Source organism: Mesorhizobium sp. USDA 3734 (assembly GCF_056279665.1).
On sequence record NZ_JBWCCW010000001.1, the window covers coordinates 4,727,939 to 4,750,094 of the forward strand.

17 protein-coding genes and 2 pseudogenes are annotated in these 22,156 nt (G+C 60.9%); 13 read left to right on the forward strand and 6 right to left on the reverse strand.

The annotated features are described in order from the left end of the window. Positions 1-314: 314 nt before the first annotated feature. Together ACZ89F_RS22915 and ACZ89F_RS22920 are read left to right on the forward strand one after the other, a co-directional pair. Positions 315-599, forward strand: a pseudogene (locus ACZ89F_RS22915) (glycosyltransferase family 2 protein); the annotation flags it as partial. Between the two features lie 456 nt (positions 600-1,055). Continuing rightward, a complete protein-coding gene (locus ACZ89F_RS22920) occupies positions 1,056-1,862 on the forward strand; it encodes a host specificity protein (RefSeq protein WP_476094364.1) in 807 nt (268 codons plus the stop codon). A 44-nt stretch (positions 1,863-1,906) separates the two neighbouring features. Here the strand turns inward: ACZ89F_RS22920 and ACZ89F_RS22925 are convergent. The 5 genes and pseudogenes from ACZ89F_RS22925 to panB all read right to left on the reverse strand — a co-directional run. Next, positions 1,907-2,609: pseudogene (locus tag ACZ89F_RS22925) on the reverse strand (transposase); the annotation flags it as partial. Between the two features lie 228 nt (positions 2,610-2,837). Next, positions 2,838-3,470, reverse strand: a complete 633-nt coding sequence (locus ACZ89F_RS22930; RefSeq protein ID WP_258119896.1) for an acyl-homoserine-lactone synthase — start codon at positions 3,468-3,470, stop codon at positions 2,838-2,840. A gap of 94 nt (positions 3,471-3,564) precedes the next feature. Beyond that, a complete protein-coding gene (locus tag ACZ89F_RS22935) occupies positions 3,565-4,290 on the reverse strand; it encodes a LuxR family transcriptional regulator (protein ID WP_258119897.1) in 726 nt (241 codons plus the stop codon). Between the two features lie 99 nt (positions 4,291-4,389). Continuing rightward, positions 4,390-5,301, reverse strand: a complete 912-nt coding sequence (panC, locus tag ACZ89F_RS22940) for a pantoate--beta-alanine ligase (protein WP_258119898.1) — start codon at positions 5,299-5,301, stop codon at positions 4,390-4,392. After that, positions 5,298-6,134, reverse strand: a complete 837-nt coding sequence (panB, locus tag ACZ89F_RS22945; protein ID WP_476094365.1) for a 3-methyl-2-oxobutanoate hydroxymethyltransferase — start codon at positions 6,132-6,134, stop codon at positions 5,298-5,300. Before panB ends, panC begins: the two co-directional genes overlap by 4 nt. 174 nt (positions 6,135-6,308) lie before the next feature. Here panB and ACZ89F_RS22950 point away from each other — a divergent pair, with 174 nt between their 5' ends. The 10 genes from ACZ89F_RS22950 (at position 6,309) to ACZ89F_RS22995 (ending at position 17,950) form a co-directional block, all read left to right on the forward strand. Beyond that, the gene (locus ACZ89F_RS22950) at positions 6,309-7,274 is read left to right on the forward strand and encodes an NUDIX hydrolase (RefSeq protein WP_476094366.1); all 966 of its coding nucleotides are present in this window, start codon (positions 6,309-6,311) and stop codon (positions 7,272-7,274) included. Between the two features lie 69 nt (positions 7,275-7,343). Continuing rightward, positions 7,344-8,318, forward strand: a complete 975-nt coding sequence (nadA, locus tag ACZ89F_RS22955; protein WP_258119902.1) for a quinolinate synthase NadA — start codon at positions 7,344-7,346, stop codon at positions 8,316-8,318. Continuing rightward, complete coding sequence (locus ACZ89F_RS22960) at positions 8,315-9,856, forward strand: L-aspartate oxidase (protein WP_476094367.1); 1,542 nt, start codon at positions 8,315-8,317, stop codon at positions 9,854-9,856. Before nadA ends, ACZ89F_RS22960 begins: the two co-directional genes overlap by 4 nt. A gap of 1 nt (position 9,857) precedes the next feature. Further along, positions 9,858-10,745 (forward strand): carboxylating nicotinate-nucleotide diphosphorylase, encoded by an 888-nt coding sequence (gene nadC / locus ACZ89F_RS22965; protein WP_476094368.1) that lies wholly within the window; start codon positions 9,858-9,860, stop codon positions 10,743-10,745. Between the two features lie 227 nt (positions 10,746-10,972). Further along, entirely contained in the window at positions 10,973-11,941 is a 969-nt protein-coding gene (gene bioB / locus ACZ89F_RS22970; RefSeq protein WP_476097341.1) for a biotin synthase BioB, read from the forward strand. Further along, on the forward strand, positions 11,938-13,077 hold the full coding sequence (locus ACZ89F_RS22975) for an 8-amino-7-oxononanoate synthase (RefSeq protein WP_476094369.1): 1,140 nt from the start codon (positions 11,938-11,940) through the stop codon (positions 13,075-13,077). The genes bioB and ACZ89F_RS22975 overlap by 4 nt, the downstream gene beginning before the upstream one ends. Beyond that, positions 13,074-13,709 (forward strand): dethiobiotin synthase, encoded by a 636-nt coding sequence (gene bioD / locus ACZ89F_RS22980; protein WP_476094370.1) that lies wholly within the window; start codon positions 13,074-13,076, stop codon positions 13,707-13,709. The genes ACZ89F_RS22975 and bioD overlap by 4 nt, the downstream gene beginning before the upstream one ends. Next, complete coding sequence (locus tag ACZ89F_RS22985; RefSeq protein WP_476094371.1) at positions 13,709-14,974, forward strand: adenosylmethionine--8-amino-7-oxononanoate transaminase; 1,266 nt, start codon at positions 13,709-13,711, stop codon at positions 14,972-14,974. The genes bioD and ACZ89F_RS22985 overlap by 1 nt, the downstream gene beginning before the upstream one ends. Then, the gene (locus tag ACZ89F_RS22990; protein WP_476094372.1) at positions 14,971-15,954 is read left to right on the forward strand and encodes a beta-ketoacyl-ACP synthase III; all 984 of its coding nucleotides are present in this window, start codon (positions 14,971-14,973) and stop codon (positions 15,952-15,954) included. The genes ACZ89F_RS22985 and ACZ89F_RS22990 overlap by 4 nt, the downstream gene beginning before the upstream one ends. 349 nt (positions 15,955-16,303) lie before the next feature. Then, positions 16,304-17,950: an MFS transporter gene (locus tag ACZ89F_RS22995; RefSeq protein WP_476094373.1), complete on the forward strand. Its 1,647-nt coding sequence runs from the start codon at positions 16,304-16,306 to the stop codon at positions 17,948-17,950. A 198-nt stretch (positions 17,951-18,148) separates the two neighbouring features. Here the strand turns inward: ACZ89F_RS22995 and hemN are convergent, their stop codons facing one another. Further along, positions 18,149-19,477 carry an oxygen-independent coproporphyrinogen III oxidase gene (gene hemN, locus ACZ89F_RS23000; RefSeq protein WP_476094374.1) on the reverse strand — a complete coding sequence of 443 codons (1,329 nt, stop codon included), beginning with the start codon at positions 19,475-19,477 and terminating at the stop codon, positions 18,149-18,151. A gap of 876 nt (positions 19,478-20,353) precedes the next feature. On the opposite strand from hemN, the gene ACZ89F_RS23005 reads away from it, so the two are divergent. Then, complete coding sequence (locus tag ACZ89F_RS23005) at positions 20,354-21,511, forward strand: porin (RefSeq protein WP_476094375.1); 1,158 nt, start codon at positions 20,354-20,356, stop codon at positions 21,509-21,511. Positions 21,512-22,156: the final 645 nt, after the last annotated feature.

Here is a 22,156-nt window from a genome sequence, read left to right on the forward strand (position 1 = left end):
GGCGGATCAGTGTGATGTCGTATTGCGCCGGCATTGCGAAGGCGAGCATCGCCAAGTCAAGATTTGCGGAGGTTGGTGTGACGAGGCGATCAGGCGGCATGGTTCTCCGATGTGTGGCGATGGATGATCGAGCGAACCATGCCTGTTAATCGCAAATCACCGCCCGGAGAGCACGGCGACGCGAAGCTTAACGTTGACGACACATCCATACCGTGGATGGCATCATTCAAAAAATCACTTCGGCCAGCCGCTACCGAATGCGCTAACGGGCAGGTGCATGAGTTGCACAGACTTCCCGAAGGCGAGGATGAAAATTGGCCACGTTCACAGTAATCATCCCATTTTACCAGAAAGAAGCGGGAATTCTGCGTCGGGCGTTACAGAGCGTTTTCGGCCAGACTTACAAGGATTTCGACGTCCTGGTCATTGACGATGGGTCCCCTCTTTGGGCTGATGTCGAGCTGTGAGCGCTCGATAGCGATCAGAGATCGCGGATCACCGTCATAAGGCAGCCTAACGCCGGACCGGGTGGCGCTCGCAACACTGGACTTGAGAACGTTTCTTCTTCGACGCGTTTTGTCGCTTTTCTCGATTCAGACGCTGGCCGCCTGGATAGGAACAGTTTCGACACGCCGTCGCCCGAACAGCGCTCCAGCAAATCTCCTGATGGGATGCTCCGGTCCGAAGCGAGCACGATACACACACTCCTCCCCGGGTTCCGGTGGAAAGGGGGAAGCCAGGCCGAAAGACGGCCACCGGCGCGGAAATCATTAGGCTACTGAAGGGCAGCCCGATGGGACTTCAAGCCCCGCGGCGGCACGATCGCCTCGACGTATAGTCCCAAGGGGCGGAGAACGGAGGCACCGGAAACGGCAATCTTCAGGCTACCGGCAATCCTCCTCACAGCCCCATACGCGCTCGGGCGCCTCTGCGTCAGGTTGTTGTCAGCTAGGCTGCATACCGTCATCGGCAGGGCACGAGCCCAGCCTGCATTCTGCTGATAGGGAGCGCGAATTCTGATGTATAGCCGAATCACTAGCTCATCCAGTCCGTCCATGAACGCTAATTATGCTGATGAATCGGGACAGCCAGAAGACAGCCCCCGCTTCGCGGAAACGCTTGCAGGCATGGAGCCGGGTAGCTCCTCGTCGGCGACAACGACGCCATACTCTCTCGTTTCCCAGCCGCCGATCATGGAAATCGATAGATCTGATTTCATGGAGGAGGTGAGGCGATTTTTGGGTAATGACATCAGGAGTATTGCGACTAATCCAGAAGAATACTCAGATTTCGTCTCCGTTAAAGCTGAGCGCTCAGCCACGGTTGCTGGAGGCTATGCCAACAGTTACGATGATCCGGATAAGCCTGCGCGATTTTTCAGCTATCAGTTGGGGAACGATACTGTTGGGCTTCTAAGAATGGGAGGCCCAGCTCGGATTAAAGGAGAAGGGTTTCAGCAACAGTTTGGGCGCAACGATATCACGTCTGTGGTAGATCTTCGTGTTACTCACCCATTGGTTGAGAACGCGGGCGACATTCTGCTGGAACATCAACTGCGTATGGACGGCGATCATCCGTTGGTTTTGTCACGTCCTGCCTCGAGCGGCATGGAACCTCGTCTAGCGGAAATGGGTTTTGTTCATGTGGGTCGCAATTACTGGGTGCTTGATCCTAACCAGCATCCCGAAGTGTGGACGAAGAACGCGGACAACCAGTGGCAGCGAGCAGACAAACCTACGCAATATCTTTCGAAAATTGACGATAGTGATTCCGATAGTGAAGCAAGCATCGAGACGGATTCTTCCGATGATGATCCTTCTTTTTACTTGGAGCGCGCCCTTAGAGGATTGGCTGTGGGGTAAAGACAGTCGCAATGCCAAGCCGAACTAGTGGCTCTGCACAGAGATTATGACTTTTTGGCCGTTGGCTTTGGATAGGCTTTGGCCAATTTGCGGCGGGCCTATTCGCTGAGAAGATCCAGTTGATGCGGGCGCCTTTCGCTGATGTTCCTAGGCTGCGACCTCGGTTTGGGCGCGCGGCTTTCGATGCGGGCGGTCAAGGTAATGACTGCGCAGGACGCCGATTTTGATCTCGATCCCGTTGAGCCAGCTGGCGTGCTTTGGGGGTAATGGAATTGCAGCCGCCTTAGGATTCGCCGCGCCACTGAGACCGGCAGCGTCTGGCAGAGCGCGGCGGGCGTGTAGGTCGACAGATTGTCTAGCACCACGCCGTGCGCTCGGCTTGGGGACAATGGACATCGACACGACCCCGCATGCAGTTGGCAAAGTGTTCCGCACGCGCCGCTCTGCAACCTTGACCTTGCGCCAGGAGCGGTTGGCGGCGAGGTAGACGGACAGATTGGCGGTGCTGTTGCGTTTGTAATCGCAGTCAAAGCGCTCCAGCCTTCCTGGCGCGGCCGGGATGGGTTGGCGCACTTCGCCGATGCTGGGTCGAGCTTTCCAAGCACAGCACCGGGAGGCGTCGGGCCGCGAGTCTCGGCATAGAGGTCGAGCACATCCTCCATTCGCGCGACATACTCGGTCTCGACCTTCGGAATGCACCAACATGTCCGTCCGCCACGGCTTGAGATCGTTCTCGGCCGGGCGCTGACTCGCGCGACAGCTGGTCGCTCATATGGCTTGACGAACGGTCCGCCAACAGCTCGTGCGGCGCGTCCCCGAAAAAGCAGGCTCCACCACGTCCCAGCGCAAGCACGGCGGGGCAATCGATCGCAACGACCGTAAGCTTCGTGACGGAGCCAGTCCGGCCAGCCTGTGCGACCGTCTGTGGCGCCCATTGGAACGCGAGCATTGGTCACGGCTGAGCTTCGTATGGCGCTATGCTGACAGGCCGAGAACCGGTCGCCACAATACCGGCCCGTTCAGACGTCCCCTCCAGCGGACACGCAAGAGGCTCGGGTGAGAAATCTCGAGAAAGCCGGCCACCGCCTCCGTTTTCCCGACGGGTCTTGGCTGTCCGATGCGCGACAATGGCCATGTTGCGAGGCGCAGGATCCGTTCCATGCGCGTATCAGTCACCGTCACGATCTCAGTAAGATTGTTGGCCAAGCCGAACTCGATCATGCCGGCGAAGAGCTCGTAGGTTGCTTGGGCCAGCCCGCCCGCCGCCTTCGGCGCTGATGGAGGGAGATCGAGTGCGAAACGACTGCTCTCCCAGATGCCGGCACTCGCGGGAGCCACAGTGTCATCCAGCAGCATCGGAAAGGTATCGCGCAACATTGTCGGTCCGGTACTCGGCAAAAGACGGACGCAGCCGCAAATTCGCCAATCGGATCCCTTCAGAAGCAGATAAACGGGGTTCAGTCTGTCAAATGCGTCTGTTTCCATTTCGCCTTCGGTCTGAACTTCCCAATTCAGCCTTTCCTTGAAGACCCGATGCCTGAGCGCGTGCATTTCTTTGAGTTCGCCTGGAAACTCGCCGTAGAGTTCAGGTGTTACCAGCTGCATCATTTGTCGCCTCCGTTCAGGACGTGTTCCCGCCATGGAAGAGCAAAGCCGACATTGATGCAGCCTGTAGACCTTTACAGCTATCCGACGACAGGAGTCAGGATCTCGACTGACGGGAAGCAGCCAGTCGTGCTACGGCTTGGCTGATGGTTCGCACGCCAAGCTTTGCCTTGGCGTTTTCAAGATGGAAGGTCACGGTGCGTTTCGAGATGCCGAGAATTTGGCTGATATCCCAGGCCGACTTACCGCCGGCCGCCCACTTCAGGCATTCGAACTCCCGCGGGGTCACCGCTATGCCATCCACCACGCAATCTTCGGCGAGCCTGCGCCGGGCATGTATATGAAAGTTGATCGCGACCAGCTGCAAAGCTTTTTCGTAACGTGTCAGTGACCGCAAAAGAGGCGGATGGGACTGGCCGGAAGCGAAGGTCAGCGCCGCAAACCGGCCGCGACGGTCATGCATGGACATGGTCAATCCGGCGCGAATGCCAAACTGAGCTGCTTTCTCCAGAATTTGTTGCTGCGAGGCCGGCAGATACTGCCGAGGTCGATCCACGCCCCAATCAAAAGTATCCCAGCCTTGCAGCCCGCGCAGGATCACCGGGTCATGGCTGTGGTAGCGCAATTGCAGATAGTGCGATGTCCAGGATGAAGGATAATTTGAAATCAATCGCGGCGTCTGGCGGGAGACCGACGGGTAACTGAAATAGGCGAAGAGCGGGAAGTCGAAGCCGGCTGCGGCGGACGCCATTGCCTGATGGAGATCGACAGCATCGACGCTTGCAGAGAGTTGCTCGATGAAGTTTTCAAATACGCGATACATCTGCCCTTTTGCGCAACCTCCCCCAATGTTGCTCGATGCCAGGCGGAGACCTGGGTCAAACGATCGCGCATCGATACGACGCGTACGACTTGGTCGCCATCATCGCCGCTTTTGCTTTGCTGCTTCCGGTTGAAGGGAACGCCGCGAATCTGGCCACTTACCAACTGGGGATGTTGCGACGTTGTCGATGAGCCGAGTGTCGCCGAGCCAAGCCGCGACAAGCAAGCGTGCCGGTCGATCGAGCCTTGCTAAAGGCTGCAGGTCTGTTTCCCCGCGAAGTTCCAGGTACTCGACCTCGCGATAGCCTGCCGCCAGAATTGTTGCACGCGCTTCATCAAGCATGGGCAGGACAGGAGAGCCCCGTGCAAGCTGCTCAGCCGTGTCGAGCAAGACCGAAGCGAGCTTTGGGGCAATGGCGCGTTCTGCTGGAGAAAGCCGGATATTGCGCGACGACAGCGCAAGACCATCGGTTTCGCGGACTGTCGGACATGCGACCACGGTGATCGAAATATCCAGGTCCAGGACCATGCGCCTGACAAGCTGAAGCTGCTGGAAATCCTTTTCACCAAAAAAGGCGAAGTCAGCGCCGGTCTGCAGGAAGAGCTTGGCCACGACCGTCGCCACGCCATTGAAATGGCCGGGCCGGAAGGCGCCGCAGAGGCCCTCGCTGAGAGTGGACACCGAAACAGCGCTGGCAAAGCCCGCTGGATACATCTCCTCTGCATCCGGCACATAGAGCAGATGCGCGCCTGTCCGCACGAGCTTGGCAGCATCTTCGTTTTCCGTCCGGGGATACGCGGCAAGGTCGGCGGCACTGTTGAACTGCTTGGGGTTGACGAACAGCGTCACGATTACGCGCTCGGCCTTCTGAAGCGCGGCACGCACGAGGCTCAGATGACCTTCATGCAGTGCCCCCATCGTCGGCACAACGGCAATACTGGCGCCTAAGCGACGCCATCCCGTGGCAACGCCGCGGAGCTCGGCAACGGTTCGAACGATCGGCAAGCTCATGTGACGTTTCCGGCCTTCGTCTCGTTGGCGTAGAAATGCTCGGCCGCCGGAAAGCGCCGTTCCCTCACATCGGCGGCGTAAGCGGCAATCGCCGCATCGGCCTGGTTGCCTAGTTCGGCGTAGCGTTTGACGAATTTCGGCCGGAAAGAGCCGAAAAGCCCGAGCATATCGTCGCTGACCAAAATCTGGCCGTCGCAGGCGGGCGAGGCGCCGATGCAGATTGTGGGGACGGCGATCTCCGCAGTGATGCGCCGTGCGAGCGGCTCGGGCACTTTCTCCAGCACCACCGAGAAAGCGCCAGCTTCCGTGACGGCACCGGCGTCGCGCCTGATGCGCTCGGCATCGTCTCCCCGCCCCTGGACCCGGTAGCCGCCGAAAGTATTGACCGCCTGCGGCGTCAAGCCGACATGGGCCATGACAGGTACGCCGCGCGCCGCGAGGAAGCGGATCGTCTCGGCCATGGTCTGGCCGCCCTCGAGCTTCACCGCTGCACAACCGGTCTCCGCCATCAGGCGCGCAGCGTTGCGGAAGGCCTGCTCGGGGCTTTCTTCATAGGAACCGAATGGCATGTCTACGACCATCAACGCTCGCACCAGACCGCGGCGCACCGCCTGGCCGTGCATGATCATCATGTCGAGGCTGGCGCCCAGCGTCGACAAGAGGCCGTGCAGCACCATGCCGACGCTGTCGCCGACGAGAACGATGTCGCGGTGTCGATCGGCCAAACTGGCGATCGGCGTGGTATATGCCGTCAGGCAGACGAGTGGCGTCTGGCCTTTCCGCATCCGAATATCGGGTGGTGCAATTCCCTTTGGGTGACCAGCTGCGCTCAATCGACCCCTCCTTCCCTAGCGTTACTCGCCGCAGGTGTCGCGTTTGGCACATTTTTGTGCAAGTGCGAAGAGCTAAAAAATGGGGATGCAGCTGTGCGGTGTTGACGTGCGGGCAGCTACCCTTACACTAAATCGATTAAGCGTCCGAGCTCAGGTCAACCACTTTCAACGAACATGGACGATCAGGGAACAGGAACCAGTAAAGACAGAGCCGGCAAGGCAGACGAAGTCAAAGTGGACCTGATCGCCGTTGTCGTGGCAGTGAACGAAAGTGAACCCTGTCTCCTCACCATCGGCCAGGCTGACACCCTGCCCTCCGGACCATTTGCGCTTGAGCACCGATCGCCGCAATCCGGTTTGAGGGGGTGGGTCGAGCAGCAGACCGGCCAGCCCCTGGGGTACATCGAGCAGCTCTACACTTTCGCCGATCGGGACCGAATCGGCGTCGAACGCCAGCAGCGCGTCATCTCCATCAGCTATCTCGCATTGACCAGCAAAGAAAAGGCAACGGGCTCATCCAAGTGCGGCTGGCGAAGCTGGTACGACTATTTTCCATGGGAGGACCACCGCTCCGGCCCCCCGCCGGTGGTGCTGGATGTTGTGCGACCGCGCCTGATCGTTTGGGCAGACGGAGCCCGCGACGCGGCCACGCGACGCGAACGCCGGCAGCGGGCGGCGATCGCGTTTGGCTTCGACGACCGCTATTGGAACGAGGAGCTCGTGCTTCAACGCTATGAGTTACTTTATGAAGCAGGCCTGGTCCAAGAGGCCGGAAGCGGACGGGAGGCGACTTCGCCTCCCCTGTTGCCTAGCAAATCCATGGTCGCCGATCATCGCCGTATCGTGGCAACCGGCATTGCGCGGCTGCGCTCAAAGATCAAATACCGGCCCGTCGTTTTCGAGCTTATGCGCCCGACTTTCACGCTACTCCAGCTGCAGCGAACCGTGGAGGCGCTCGCCGGCAGGCTCATCCACAAGCCGAACTTTCGCCGCCTGATCGAGCAACAGGAACTGGTCGAGGAGACCGGCGAGACCACTGCGGAGACCGGCGGTCGGCCGGCGAAGCTCTACCGCTTCCGCCACGCCGTTCTCGACGAAAGGGCTATCGCCGGCACAAAATTGCCGCTGGCGCGGGGTTGACATCCCTTATACTCACGGCAAGTATATGCCGGTTATTTTCAGCTTGAGTATAAGTGGGGGGGGGCATCAATGAGCGCCGTGCTGCCAACGGCCGCGTTCCTTTACGAGCGCGTCCGGCGCGTGATCCCGCCGATTGAATGGCCGGCTTTCGTAGAGGATATCGAAGCCATCCTCGCGCTCAAGCGCGAGCGCAACGCCATCATCCTGGCGCACAACTATCAGACGCCCGAGATCTACCATTGCGTCGCAGACATTGTCGGCGACAGCTTGGCGCTGGCCCGCAAGGCAGTGACAGTCGAGGCGCAAGTCATCGTCCTTGCCGGCGTACATTTCATGGCCGAGACCGCCAAGCTGCTTAATCCGAACAAGACCGTGCTCATCCCGGACATGGGCGCCGGCTGCTCGCTTGCCGACTCGATCACGGCACAAGACGTGCGGCTGATGCGTGAGAGTTATCCCGGCGTGCCCATCGTCACCTATGTCAACACCTCCGCCGCCGTGAAGGCCGAGTCTGACATCTGCTGCACCTCGGGCAATGCAAAGGCGGTGGTGGAATCGCTCGGCGCGCCGCGTGTGATCATGCTGCCCGATGAATATCTCGCTAAGAACGTCGCCGCCGAAACGAAGGTCGGGATCATCGCCTGGAAGGGTCGTTGCGAGGTGCATGAGCGCTTCACCCCGGCCGACATTCGCGAACTGCGCGCTGCACATCCAGGCGTCATCGTGCTGGCCCATCCCGAATGCCACCCGGAAGTTGTCACAGAGGCGGATTTTTCGGGTTCCACCGCCGCCATGTCGGATTATGTCGAGCGGGAGAAACCACCCCGCATAGTGTTGATGACGGAATGTTCGATGAGCGACAATGTCGCGGTCGCACATCCGGACGTCGAGTTCGTCCGCCCCTGCAATCTTTGCCCGCACATGAAGCGCATTACGCTTGCCAATATTCGCGCCGCGCTCGAGGAGAACCGGCACGAGATCCGGATCGATCCAGGGATAGCCGGCCCCGCCCGCCGCGCGGTCGAGCGTATGCTTTCAATATGAGTCTCGACGTTCACGACATCGCCGGGGCGCCAGTCATCATCGGCTCCGGTATCGCCGGTATGATGACGGCGCTTCGTCTGGCGCCCGAACCGGTTGTGCTTCTGTCCAATGCGAAGCTCGGAACCGGGTCCTGCAGCGAGCTCGCTCAGGGCGGTCTTGCGGCGAGTCTCGGCCGCGACGACGGCCCAGAACTTCATGTCGGCGACACACTCGCGGCCGGTGACGGGCTCTGCGAGGAGACGACTGTGCGGCGAACGGTCCGAGCTGCACCGGAAGCGATCAAGACTCTTGAGCGCTTCGGTGTCGCATTCGACCGCCGCGCTGACGGCGCGTTGCGGCTCGGGCTTGAGGCGGCGCACTCGCAACGGCGGATCGTGCATGCGGCGGGCGACGCCACGGGGCGCGAGCTGGTCAGCGCGCTCATCGCCGCGGTGCGGCGCACACCCTCGATCACTATCCTCGAAAATGTGGAGGCCCGGCGGCTGATCGTGGAAGGCGGGTCGATTATCGCCGTCGTCGCGGCCGGGCACACGGGCGCGGTTGCTTTGCCCACGCGCCGCGCGGTGCTGGCGACGGGGGGCATCGGCGGCCTGTTTTGCTATTCGACAAACCCGCCTAGATCATGGGGACACGGGCTGGCGCTCGCCGCCTGGGCCGGGGCGGAGCTCGCCGACTTGGAATTCGTGCAGTTCCACCCGACTGCCCTCGACGGTCCGCGCCGGCCGATGCCGCTGGTGAGCGAAGCGGTGCGCGGCGAAGGCGCGGTGCTCATCGACGAGCGAGGAGAGCGTTTTCTCGCTGAAACGCCTGGCGGCGAGCTTGCACCTCGTGACGTGGTTGCGCGTGCGGTTTGGCGCCAGCTTGCAGCCGGACGCCGCGTGTTCCTGGACGCGCGGCAATGCCTGGGCCCGAGATTTGGCGAACGCTTTCCGGCCATAGCCGATTTGTGCCGCAAGGCAGGCGTCGATCCCGCGACCGACCCGATCCCCGTGCGCCCGGCCGCACACTACCACATGGGCGGCGTTGCTGTAGACGCAATTGGCCGCAGCTCCGTCGAGGGATTGTGGGCCTGCGGCGAGGTCGCACGCACCGGACTGCACGGCGCCAACCGCCTCGCCAGCAATTCGCTCACTGAGCTGGTGGTCACAGCGAGTTGGGTTGCTGAGAGCGTCGCCGGTGCATCGCAGACCCGGCGGCGGCACATTTGCTCCACGTTCGTCCCTCCAAGGCCAGATCCTTCTGCCATCCGGGCGGTCGTCTCCGGCGCGCTCGGCATCATCCGCCACGGCGAGACGATGCACGAGGCGGTAGCGACCCTGCTGCCGGGCGCAGCTCACGACAGCGCTGGCTCCGGGCCGGCCTTGGTCGCGCTGATGATCGCCATAGCGGCCCTGCGGCGCGAAGAGAGCCGCGGTTCGCACTGTCGGTCGGATTTCCCCTCGCGCGATGCAGACGCGCGCAGTTCGCGGCTGACACTGAGCAGCGCAATACAGGCCGCCGCCGCACTTGGTTGCCGGGCGTCGGTTCGGAGCACCTGACATGAATTCATTCTCACCCCTTCCCTCGGCCCTAATTGAACCGATCGTGCGCGGTGCCCTTCTGGAAGATCTGGGCAGATGCGGCGACCTGACCAGCGATGCGGTGATCCCGCATGATTGCACGGCCACGTTGGTGCTCAAGTCGCGACAGTCAGGAATCGTTGCCGGGCTCGATATGGCCGCCTTCGCCTTCATGCTCGTAGAGCCTGCGATCGACATGCACATCTGGCGAGCTGACGGCAGCGATGTCGCGGCGGGCGAGACGATCGCCAAACTGTGCGGACCGGCGCGAGGCCTGCTGACGGCCGAGCGCACGGCACTCAATTTTCTGTGCCGCCTGAGCGGCATTGCCACAGCCACAGCGACGATGGTCGAGGCCGTGCGTGGCCATAAGGCGAGGATCGTGTGCACGCGAAAGACCACGCCCGGCCTGCGCGCGTTGGAGAAATACGCTGTGCGCGTCGGCGGCGGCGCCAATCACCGCTTTGGGCTCGACGACGCCGTGCTGATCAAGGACAACCACATCGCAATCGCCGGCGACATTCGCACGGCAATAAAGCGGGCACGGGCCGCCGCAAGCCATGTGGTGAAGATCGAGGTCGAGATTGACACGCTGGAGCAGCTCGATGCAGCACTCGAGCTGGGGGTCGACGCAGTGCTGCTCGACAATATGTCGGTTAACGATCTTGCCCGCGCCGTCGCACTGGTCGGTGGCCGCGCCATCACCGAGGCTTCCGGTCGGGTTACACCGAAAACGGCTCCGTCGATTGCTGCGACGGGGGTCGACCTCATCTCAGTCGGGTGGCTGACACACAGCGCGCCTATTCTCGACATCGGCTTGGATATGCCGGCGCATCGGCGCGCGCTTGAACTGATGGAGATGGAATGAATAGCATTCCCACCTCCGCTGGTGCGCGCCGACGCAGGAGCTGCTCCATGCGAGCCTGCATCGTTGTGCGGCGCACCCTCCAACTAGTTCAGGCTCATCGGTCTGATCGACGGATCATCAGCGAACCCGAGGAGGTTTGACAGACGCCTGCACACGCTGTCGGACCAGCGACAAAAAGCTTTTGACGATGACGATTGGAATGAAGGGGATCAGATGTGAACCAGGAGATGAAACCGATCGAGGGGACACTATCCCGATGGAACCGCAAAGAGGCCGAGGCTATCCACGGCATGCCGTTCAATGACCTGCTCTTCCTGGCTCAGACAATCCACCGCCAGAACTTCGATCGCAACCGGGTGCAGCTATCGCGGCTGCTCAGCATCAAGACCGGGGGATGCCCCGAGGATTGCGGCTATTGCAGCCAGTCTACACATTACAAAACCGGCCTGAAGGCGTCCAAGCTGATGGAGGTGGAGCGTGTCATTGCCGAAGCGATCAAGGCGCGGGACGCCGGCGCCACTCGCTATTGCATGGGCGCCGCATGGCGCAGCCCGAAGGGACGCGACATCGACTCCGTGGTCGCCATGATCGAGGGAGTGAAGGCGCTCGGCATGGAGACCTGCATGACGCTCGGAATGCTGGACCTCAGTCAGGCGCAGCGGCTGAAGGCGGCCGGTCTCGACTACTACAACCATAACATTGACACGTCCGAGCGCTACTACGGCCAGGTTGTTTCAACCAGGACCTTTGCCGACCGGCTGGAAACACTTGGGCACGTGCGCGAGGTTGGCATGAAGGTCTGCTGCGGCGGCATCGTCGGGATGGGAGAGGAAAAGGCCGATCGCATCGACATGCTGGTCACGCTCGCGAACCTGCCCGAGCCGCCGGAAAGCGTGCCGATCAACATGCTGATCCCTATCGAAGGCACGCCACTTGCCGAGGCCGACCCCATCGATCCCATCGATTTCGTCCGCACAATTGCGCTCGCCCGCATCATGATGCCGAAGTCCTATGTAAGGCTCTCCGCCGGACGGACGGCGATGAGCGACGAAACCCAGGCGCTGTGCTTCTTTGCCGGCGCCAATTCCATTTTTGTCGGCGACACGCTGCTGACCGCGGACAATCCCGGCGAGGACAAGGATACTCGTCTATTTAGACGTCTCGGCATCGAGCCGATGCAATGCGAGGCACAATGAACGAGCCACCGCTTGCCCGCTATGAAGCAACCTTGCAGGGACTGGCACGAAAGGGCCGGCTGCGGACACTGGCGCCGCGCATCGGGTTCGACTTCTCGTCCAACGACTATCTCGGGCTTGCCGCCTCGAAGAGACTTGGCGATGCAGTCGCGGCGGCAATCGCGCGTGGGACCCCGGTCGGCGCCACCGGATCGCGGCTTCTGCGAGGCAACGCGCCGGAGCATGAGGCGTTGGAGTCGGATGCGGCGGCGTTCTTCGGGGCCGAACGGGCGCTGTTCTTCGGCAGCGGCTATATCGCCAACTTCGCCCTGCTGACCGCCCTGCCGCAGAAGGGCGACCTGCTGATCCTCGACGAACTCGCCCATGCCAGCATGCATGAAGGGGCGCGGGCCGGCCGCGCCGAGTTCAGGCTGGCCACGCACAATGACATTGATGCTTTTGAGGATGCGATCAGACGCTGGCGCGCCGAAGGTGGCATGGGGCGTGTCTGGATCGCAGTCGAAAGCCTGTATGGCATGGATGGCGACTGCGCGCCGATGGAGAGCCTGGTCGCCCTTGCCGATCGGCACGACGCATTCATAGTGGTCGACGAGGCACATGCCACCGGCGTCTGGGGATCGGACGGCCGCGGCCTCGCCTCTGCTTTCGAGGGCCACGACAACATCATGGCTCTCCATACATGCGGCAAGGCGCTCGGTGCATCCGGCGCGCTCGTTACCGGGCCGAGTGTGCTGTGCGACTATATTGTCAACCGCTGCCGGCCCTTTATCTACGCCACCGCGCCATCGCCGCTCATGGCAGTGGCGGCGCGCGAAGCGCTCGCAATATTGGTCGACGAGCCGATGCGCCGCGTTAAGCTGCATGAGCACGTTGCCTTCGCAAGCCGGCAACTGGCCGAGCGTTGCGGAGCAAAGCCCAACGGCTCGCAGATCCAGCCAATTGTGATCGGCGAGGTGACGCGCACCATGGCGGTAGCGGCGGATCTGCAGGCCCGCGGCTTCGACATACGCGGCATTCGTCCGCCGACCGTGCCGGAGGGCACGTCGCGGCTGCGTATTTCGCTGACGCTGAATGTCAGCAAGGCTGACATTTCGGCCATGGTCGAGACACTCGTCGAGGTGTTGGCCACGGCATGAGCAAGCGTATCGTCGTCACCGGAACAGATACCGGAATTGGCAAAACGGTGTTTTCGGCGGGGCTCGCGGGCCTGCTCGACGGCTTTTACTGGAAGCCGGTGCAATCGGGTCTGTATGAGGAGACCGACAGTGAGGTGGTTGAACGGCTCGCCGGCCTGCCGTCGGGGCGCGTGCTGCCGGAAGCCCACCGCTTGAACAACCCTCTGTCGCCTCATCGTTCAGCCGAAATCGACGGCGTCTCGATCGAGGCAGCCGATCTTTCATTTCCTGTCCTGCCAACACCGCTCGTCATTGAAGGCGCTGGCGGACTAATGGTGCCGATCAACCGACAGACAAGTTTCATCGACATCTTCGCTGAATGGCGGCTGCCGGTCATTTTGTGCGCCCGCACCGAGCTCGGCACGATCAACCACACTCTGCTGTCGATCGAAGCCCTGCGGGCTCGCTCCATCCCGCTTATCGGCATCGCCTTCATCGGCGAAGAGGTAGCCGATACGCAAAGGACAATCAGCGAATTCGGCGCGGTGCGTCAACTCGGCAGGCTGCCACACCTAGCTCCGCTGACGAGCGAAACGTTGCGGAAGGCGATGGTTGCCGGCTTCGACCTCGCCCAGATTGGCGGAGGCGAATGATGTCGCGGTCGCCGGTCTGGCACCCATTCACCCAGCACGCGATCGAGCCGGCCATGCCGTCCGTTGTCCGCACTGAGGGGGCTTGGCTACAGACGAATGACGGAAAGCGAATCCTCGATGCAATCTCCTCCTGGTGGGTGGTCACTCACGGCCATCGCCATCCCCGCATCATGGAAGCAATCCGGAATGCGACCGAGATGCTCGACCAAGTGATCTTCGCGGGTCTCACCCATCAGCCGGCAGAGCAATTGGCCTTGGCGCTGATCGAAATAGCGCCCGAAGGCCTCAACTGGGTCTTCTATTCCGACAGTGGATCGACCTCCGTCGAAGTCGCGCTGAAGATGGCGCTCGGCTATTACCGCAACATCAGCGCGCCGCGTTCGCGCATCGTCGTCATGGAACACAGCTATCATGGCGACACAATTGGCACGATGAGCGTCGGAGCCCGCGGCGTGTTCAACGCCGCCTACGAACCGCTGATGTTCGAGGTCGATACCATTCCCTTTCCGGCCGCAGGGCGCGAGCAGGACACGTTAGATCGGTTCGAGGCAGTCTCCCGCGACCGGCGGGCAGCCGCGCTGATCGTCGAGCCGCTCGTGCTCGGCGCCGGCGGCATGCTGATGTATCCGGCCTGGGTTCTGACCGAATTGAAAAAGATCGCCGAAGCCTCCGGCACGCTGCTGATTGCCGACGAGGTGATGACCGGCTGGGGGCGCACTGGGACCATGTTCGCCTGCGAGCAGGCGTCCATCTCTCCGGACATCCTGTGCACCTCGAAAGGCCTGACCGGTGGCGCCATCCCGCTGGCGGCCACGCTCGCCACCGATGCCATTTTCCAGGCCCATTACTCCGAAGACCGGCAGAAGACCTTTTTCCACTCGAGCTCCTACACCGCCAATCCGATCGCTTGCGCGGCCGCACTCGCCAATGTCGAGATCTGGCAGGACGAGCCGGTGACCGAGCGGATTACGGCCTTAAGCGCCGGGCAGGCCGCCGGGCTTCGACGCTTTCGCAACAACGCCAACTTCACAGATTGTCGGGCGACCGGCACGATCGCAGCTCTCGATCTGTGCGCCGCCTCGGCCGGCTATCTGGCCGAGATCGGACCAAAGCTGCGCGCTTTCTTCCTGGAGCGCGGCCTGCTCGTGCGCCCGCTGGGCAATGTGCTCTATGTTCTGCCGCCCTATTGCATCACCGGAGAGGAGCTCGATGAATTGTATGACGCGTTCGAAGAGGCCGGCGAACGCTTCGGTCCGAGGGCATGAGCAGATCGTCGCGTTTTCTCGGGTTCGGCCATCATGCGCCGGCCCGAAAGGTGGAGAACCCGGAAATCGAGACCCGTCTCGGACTCGAACCCGGCTGGATCGAACAGCGCACCGGGATCCGGTCGCGCTTCTGGGCAACGGATGAAGATACGCTGTCGGGCCTTGCGGCGCATGCCGGCGACATGGCGTTGGCGAACGCCGGCATCAACCGTGGCGACATCGGCCTGCTGTTGCTTGCGACGTCGACGCCCGACCATCTCCTGCCGCCGAGCGCGCCACTGGTCGCACATCAGTTGGGACTAGGCCGCGCCGGTGCGGTCGACCTGACAGGCGCCTGCGCCGGCTTCATCTATGCGCTGGTGTTCGCGGACGGGTTCACCCGCCTGCATGGCAAAGCGGCCCTTGTCATCGCCGCCAACATCCTCAGTCGCCGCATCAATCCTGCCGAGCGCGCAAGCGCCGTGTTGTTTGCCGATGCCGCTGGCGCCGTGGTGATTGGTCCGTGCGAGGAGTCGGATCGGGGCATTCTCGGCGCCGCGGTGGCTTCGGACGGCTCGGGCTACGGGCTGATCCAGATTCCCGCCGGAGGAAGCAACACACCGTTCCACGGCGGCCTGGACCTCGAGCAGACCCGCATGACGATTGCCGACGGCCGCGAAGTGTTCGCCAAGGCCGTGGAGATGATGTCCCGCTGCTCGCAGGACGCGCTCTGTGCTGCCCGAATGCGGTCGCAAGACATCGATCGGTTCGTGCCACACCAGGCCAATATCCGCATTTTCGATGCCGTCGGGCGCTACATTGGGATCGCCGACGGTGCTGTCGTCAAGACAATCGCCGAATACGGCAACTCTTCCGCCGCGACGATCCCGCTCTCGCTCTCGCTATCGCATCGGGCGCAGCCATTTCGGCCCGGCGAAAAAATTCTCCTTGCGGCGGCAGGTGCCGGTCTCAGCGGAGGCGCCATCGTCGTTGGAATTTAGCCGTACGGCCATGAACAGGATTGGTCACGAATGACATTAGCAAAACGGGCCCAATGCGAAAAAGTAGTCGCAGGCAAACCTCATGGGTGCTGGTTCGGTGACGCGAGAGCGATGACCTGCCGGCGATTCTTTTCGAGCAGGACGATCGGCAAGGCTACCTTGTTGGGCGCGAGGACTGGTTGGCCAGTCTAGGGGAGCGGAGGTGACCGAGCTCATGCACGGCTTCTTCATTGCGATGAAGTCATCCTAAATCGATAGGCTGCCCCTACCCCTCCATTGATCAACATCGTAACGGCAGTAGTGGCAGCCGTGAATTGAGTAACAGGCCCCTCGAAGGCAACCGATCGTCATGCAGTCCGAAACAAATACTCATATGCCCATCTCAGCGACGCTCGCTCCATTTCGAAACCAAGTGTTTCGCTCGATCTGGACGGCCACCCAAATATCCAGCCTCGGGTGGCTCGTGCAAACGGTCGCCATCAGCTGGCTGATGGCCACCATTTCAGCGTCCGATTTGATGGTTGCACTCGTGCAGGCCGCATCCACATTGCCGGTATTCTTCCTCTCAATCCTTGCCGGAGCCATCGCCGACAACTTCAGCCGCCGACGGGTGATGTTTGCGGGGCACTGCCTGATAGCGTTGGCATCAACGACTCTGATGATTTCCGTGGGACTGGGATTTGCCAGTCCATGGCTAATTCTCGGATTAAGTTTCCTGGCCGGCTGCGGCTTTGCCTTGAATGATCCGGCCTGGCACGCTTCTGTTGGCGATATCCTTCCCAAGCGCGACATCCCAGCTGCGGTGACGCTTATGTCTGTCGGATACAACATTGTGCGCAGCGTTGGTCCGGCTTTGGGGGGCGTGGTCTTGGCATTTTTTGGACCGCTGGCCGCTTTCGCCCTGGCCGCGCTGAGCGATCTGGCGCCTCTAAGCGCAATATGGCGCACTAAATGGAAAGTTCGCTCTTCGCCTCTCCCTCGTGAGCGAATGACGATGGCAATTCATGACGGAGTGCGCTTCACGGCGATGTCCTTGGAGATCAGGGCCGCGATTGTCCGTGCAACGCTTTTCGGGTTGGCAAGCATCTCCATCCTTGCGCTGCTCCCGCTCGTCGTCCGGGATCAGTTGAAGAGCGGGCCGATCGTCTACGGCATTTTGTTGGCCGGTTTCGGAATAGGGGCTTTCTTCGCGGGGATGAGCAATAACTTTCTAAGGCGGATCACGTCTCAAAACAGGCTGATCGCATTCGCCTCTCTCGCCTGTGCGGCATGTTGCCTTTGCCTTGCACTGACATCGTCGGTCCCTGTGGCCGCCATTTCGCTGGCGCTCGGTGGCGCGGGTTGGCTTATCACCTGGACGGGCATTGACGTATCGGTGCAGCTGGCAAGCCCAAGGTGGGTCGTCGGCCGCACACTCTCGATATACTACGCCTTGAGCGCAGGCGGTATGGCGGCCGGCAGCTGGATCTGGGGTACTGTAGCACAGAACTACTCCTTAACCTGGGCCTTGGAGGGCGCCGCAGGCGCTCTGTTGCTGGTTGCAGCTGCGGGAATACTGTTGCCGGTCCGTCCGTGGGAAGAAACGGATCAGGAAAGTTCGGATTTTCACCCACCGGAGTTGGCACTCGAGTTGAAGCCCAGGAGTGGCCCCATCGTCGTGAAGGTCGAATATCTTATATCCGAACAGAATATCGAGACCTTTCTGGGCTACATGCGCGCAAGGCGCCACGTTCAGAGCCGTGCCGGTGCACGAAACTGGACACTCCAGCGAAACATTCAAACGCCTTCGATTTGGACGGAGACATTCCGCACGCCAACCTGGATGGATTTTCTTCGGCTGAATCATCGGCTCACGGCAGCTGATCAGGAAGTCGCACAGCGTCTCCTAGCACTGCATGATGGAGAGCTTCCTCCGCAGACAGTGCTTTCGATTGAACGAACGACTGAGGCAGCTCGTACCCGTCCCTCAACAATGTTTTCTCGTCCTCCGCGGTGACGTCACGACGAAGAGAGCACATGGTTCACAATGTGCCCAAGCGGCGATGAAAAGGTCGTGCAAGAACCAAGCCTTAACCCACTAAGAACCATAACGCCGTAGACGGCCAGGGGCGGCCCCCGCTGCCGTTGCTCTGAAGGCCGGCCAGCTTTCCGCCCTGGCGGGTGGTAATTCCATTGGGTTCCCCTTGGCCTTCGCTCAGCGATTCGCGAGAAAAGCATCGAATGCGGCAGCAACAGCACGAACCACAAAGCGATGTTCCTGCCGCACGCGGATGAAACCATCTTCGATGTCCACAATCCCATCCTTGGCCAACATCGCCAAGCGTTCAACGGAATCGACAAAACGGAGCGGATCAAATTGGTGGGCGGCACAGATGGCCGGCACGTCGGCCTCCAAATCGCACATCAGCCGCTCGATGATTGCGGCTCGCACGCGATCTTCGTCGGTGAGACGATAGCCCTTTGACGTCCCCGGACGGCCCGCCGCGATGTGCCGGGTATAACGATCCCGTGTGACCTCGTTCTGGACGTAACCCCCGCCGATTCGGCCGATAGCGGACGCGCCGAAACCGATCAGAGTTTTGCACGTATCGGCCGAATAACCCAGCGAGTTGCGGCGCAGGCGACCGGCTTTCTGCGCCAGGGCAAGTTCGTCGTCCGGCAAGGCGAAATGGTCGAGCCCGATCTCTCGGTAACCGGCGGCTATCAGCGTCTCGGCCACGGCCGCAGCCTGTTCGGCACGGGCATCGCTATCCGGTAGAGCTGCCTCCTCGATCAGGCACTGATTCTTTATCACGGAAGGAATGTGCGCGTAGCCGAACACCGCGACCCGGTTGGGGCGCATGGCGACCGCCGCCGTCGCGGTCTGGACACAGGACTGCACAGTCTGTTTAGGGAGACCGAAGATGAGGTCGAAATTGATACGGCTGATTCCATGCCCGCGGAGATTTTCGACGGCGGCCGCGGTCTGCGCCTCACTCTGGACCCGGTTGATCGCTTTTTGAACTTTGGGGTCAAAGCTCTGCACGCCAAGGCTTGCCCGGTTCACGCCGGCTACCCCTAAGGTTTCGGCCATCTCGGCCGTGAACGCGCGTGGGTCGATCTCGACTGCGACGGCGGTCGCTTTCCTGAACGCGAAGCTGCGGCGCAGGAGTACCATCAAGTCCAAGAACTCCGCTGGCCCGATGAGGGTCGGTGTTCCGCCGCCGAAATGGACGTCGCTCACGGGCAGCGCCTGCGGCGCTTGCTCAGAGACCAAACGAATCTCCTCACGCAGCACCGTCAGATAGTTAAGAATCGGCCCATCCCGGCGGGTGATTGTGGTAGGGAAGCCGCAATACCAGCAAATCGATCGGCAGAACGGAATGTGGACATAGAGCGACACCGAATCGCCGGCAGGCAGGCCCCTCAGCCATTCCTCATAATCCTCCGCACCGACCGTCGTGGAGAAGTCCGGCACAGTCGGATAGATGGTGTACCAAGGCAGTCGGGCCTCGCGATATTTTGTCAGGATCGAGGTCTGCAATAGCTATCGTCCCATGCCGCGGACCAACATCCTTGTCGCTGCACTCTCCTTCTGTCCTTGAGCTATGTCAGTCCGTCCGGCTTTTCGCCGCGAACTTGTATGGGTTAATGTCAGTCCTGACACGGCGATTTACTACCGCTCCCCTTCAGGCTGCCCCTTTCTCGACGAGACGCCGTAGCGCGGTATCGCTATATGCTGCGAGATGACCGGGATCATTTTGCCTTGCTCTCCGACTGGTAGCGCGCCCTCGGGTAGCGATTACCAGCATCTGGCGAGCTCTTTTTTCGATTGCCCGCCAAGACCATTTGGCTCTCGCGCGCTGTCTATCAGGGGATGTGGTCGACGTAATCACCAGGTCCGCCGCGATCCTAAGAGCCTGCTGACCGGTCGCTGAAAGCAGCTGCGCCCCTAGGCGCATGATCGACGCCAGATCGGGCTCGGCGCAAAGCGCCAGGTGAGTCGCACAAGGCCAGAATTCGCATGTGCCGCTGCAAAACGGAACGCGCCATGCTCGGCACCGCGCAACGGGGCTTCCGCCTGACTTACCGATCGGCGACGGCGCATGATGTTTCGACCCAGAGGCTTCACGGCGAACAAATGCTGTCGGAATCCAACGAAAGTGTCACAGATCGAACAGACGAACCGTGCCCCTACGTCTGCTTTCGCGCGCAGCCTGCCCCCCAAATCAAAAAGAAGGGAGCGCGACGAAGTTGCGCCGGCCATCCAAGTGTCAGCACGGAGTTACGTCTTCAGGATGGCACGTCGCTTGCTGCTCTGCATTGAAGACCGACGGATGCACATCTTTTTTTGCTCGCGGGATGGCCAACGGCTCGCCCTTTGACGCTCACCGCATTTAATTTTGATTGGAGATCCAGAATGAATGTAAGGAGCCTTTTTCTCGGCTCAGCTGCGGCCCTGATCTCCGTTTCGGTCGCTTGCGCAGCTGACGAAGTCTCCGCGCCGGACCCGACCGAATACGTCAAGATCTGCGACGTCTACGGTTCGGGATACTTTTATATCCCCGACACCGAGACCTGCCTGCGCATCGGCGGCTACATCCGTTACGACATCGGCCTCGGCGATGTCCGAAATGACGGGGCAAGAACCTCCGATCTGAGAACTGGCGAGGCTCAGGGGACTTGGCGAAAGAACGCGCGTTTCACGTTCAAAACTTGGACCGGCCAAGAGACCGAGCTCGGCGCGTTGAGGACCTATACCGAAACCCTCATCAACTTCGGCAACCGCAACGCTTATTCGGGTCCGGAGAGTCCTCAGAACCATGCATTCAACAGCGGCGTCAAGTTGGCTTCCGCCTGGATGCAGCTTGGTGGCCTCCGAATTGGTAAGGACGGGCCGGCGTTCGACACGTTTACAGGCTACGCTGGTAACGTCCTCGATAACATACTCGTTCCGTACGGCGACTTCGATGCCAACGTGGCTCAGTACTACTTCGATGCCGGTAATGGCTTTTCTGCAGTGGTTTCCCTCGAACAAGGATCGGGTGCAGTCGGTACTATCGACAGCCATGTTCCGCACGTCGTCGTCGGCGTGAAGCAGACGCAGGGGTGGCGCGCGATCACCGGCGTGATCGCTCGTGATAGCAACTACGAAGCTTGGGCCGGCAAGGTCCGCGTTGACGTCCAAGTCACAGATGACCTGTCGCTATTCGGAATGTTTGGCTACGGCTCCATTGGCAATCTCAACGATGACCCAACCAACCCGGTCGCCGCTCATGGTCGCGGCTTCTACAAAACCTGGGGCGGCAACTGGGCTTTCTGGACCGGCGCCACTTACGAGTTCGACGAGAAAACCTCGTTCAACCTTCAGCTATCGGGTGATCAGTTCAGGAACGCTGGTGTGGCTGCAAACATCGCCTATCTGGTCGTTCCAGGTTTCACAGTCACAGCCGAAGTCGACTATTACCATTACGGCCACTTCGGCCTCTGCACGGCCGACCGTTCCGGAGTGAATTGGACTGGCGCCTGCAAAAAGAACAGCCTCGCCGGCATACTCCGTTTCCAAAGCTCATTTTAACCGAACGAAATCTGCGTCTTGGTGGTTGACGGAAAGCTGCAAGTCCTAGTGCAAGCACCACGGCATCAATGGAACGACAAAGCAGCGTGTGAGTGATCACGTTCGGTCGAGCGCTGCCGATCTCGTTCGAGATTGACAAGTCTGCCTTCATGCGCCGGCGTTGCAGGCCGACCTGGGCGAATATCAGAACACGTCAATAACCACTGTCCGACATTGGCTGTTGCCCGTCCACTCTATCGCCTAAGCCGAATTTGGGGCCTCAATCTCCTCGTTGCGTTCGACGCTCTGAAAGTGAGCGCGCGCACACGGCCGCGGCACGAAGCATAAACCTGGGTGAGGTGGTTGTGAGTGCGGCCATCGCGCGCGCAGTCGCCCCAGGGTCCTCCCTTATTGATGAATCGAGCTCCGCTCCACCAGGAGGTCGGAGACGATCTTGGACAACAGTCGCAGGTGTCGCGATCGAGCCGCCCTTTGGTGCGAATGTCTCGTCCAACGGCAGCTCAGGGAATGTGCTGAATGTATCCATGATTTGGATGATCCAGTTCCAAACAATCTATTTGTTCAATTTATCAGCCTTCGCGAAAAGCTGACCGCGGTACCACAGCGTTGCAGGCGCAGATACGCACGCAGGTGGCGCCTCAGCCA

Excerpts from the sequence above, each read along its gene's own strand:
- nadA (WP_258119902.1), top strand. The coding sequence starts at position 7,344 with ATGAGCGCCGTGCTGCCAACGGCCGCGTTCCTTTACGAGCGCGTCCGG.
- ACZ89F_RS22930 (WP_258119896.1), bottom strand. The coding sequence starts at position 3,470 with ATGATGCAGCTGGTAACACCTGAACTCTACGGCGAGTTTCCAGGCGAA.
- ACZ89F_RS22920 (WP_476094364.1), top strand. The coding sequence starts at position 1,056 with ATGAACGCTAATTATGCTGATGAATCGGGACAGCCAGAAGACAGCCCC.
- ACZ89F_RS22950 (WP_476094366.1), top strand. The coding sequence starts at position 6,309 with ATGGACGATCAGGGAACAGGAACCAGTAAAGACAGAGCCGGCAAGGCA.
- ACZ89F_RS22990 (WP_476094372.1), top strand. The coding sequence starts at position 14,971 with ATGAGCAGATCGTCGCGTTTTCTCGGGTTCGGCCATCATGCGCCGGCC.
- bioB (WP_476097341.1), top strand. The coding sequence starts at position 10,973 with ATGAAACCGATCGAGGGGACACTATCCCGATGGAACCGCAAAGAGGCC.
- bioD (WP_476094370.1), top strand. The coding sequence starts at position 13,074 with ATGAGCAAGCGTATCGTCGTCACCGGAACAGATACCGGAATTGGCAAA.
- ACZ89F_RS23005 (WP_476094375.1), top strand. The coding sequence starts at position 20,354 with ATGAATGTAAGGAGCCTTTTTCTCGGCTCAGCTGCGGCCCTGATCTCC.
- ACZ89F_RS22960 (WP_476094367.1), top strand. The coding sequence starts at position 8,315 with ATGAGTCTCGACGTTCACGACATCGCCGGGGCGCCAGTCATCATCGGC.
- ACZ89F_RS22985 (WP_476094371.1), top strand. The coding sequence starts at position 13,709 with ATGTCGCGGTCGCCGGTCTGGCACCCATTCACCCAGCACGCGATCGAG.
- ACZ89F_RS22935 (WP_258119897.1), bottom strand. The coding sequence starts at position 4,290 with ATGTATCGCGTATTTGAAAACTTCATCGAGCAACTCTCTGCAAGCGTC.
- ACZ89F_RS22995 (WP_476094373.1), top strand. The coding sequence starts at position 16,304 with ATGCAGTCCGAAACAAATACTCATATGCCCATCTCAGCGACGCTCGCT.
- panC (WP_258119898.1), bottom strand. The coding sequence starts at position 5,301 with ATGAGCTTGCCGATCGTTCGAACCGTTGCCGAGCTCCGCGGCGTTGCC.
- nadC (WP_476094368.1), top strand. The coding sequence starts at position 9,858 with ATGAATTCATTCTCACCCCTTCCCTCGGCCCTAATTGAACCGATCGTG.
- ACZ89F_RS22975 (WP_476094369.1), top strand. The coding sequence starts at position 11,938 with ATGAACGAGCCACCGCTTGCCCGCTATGAAGCAACCTTGCAGGGACTG.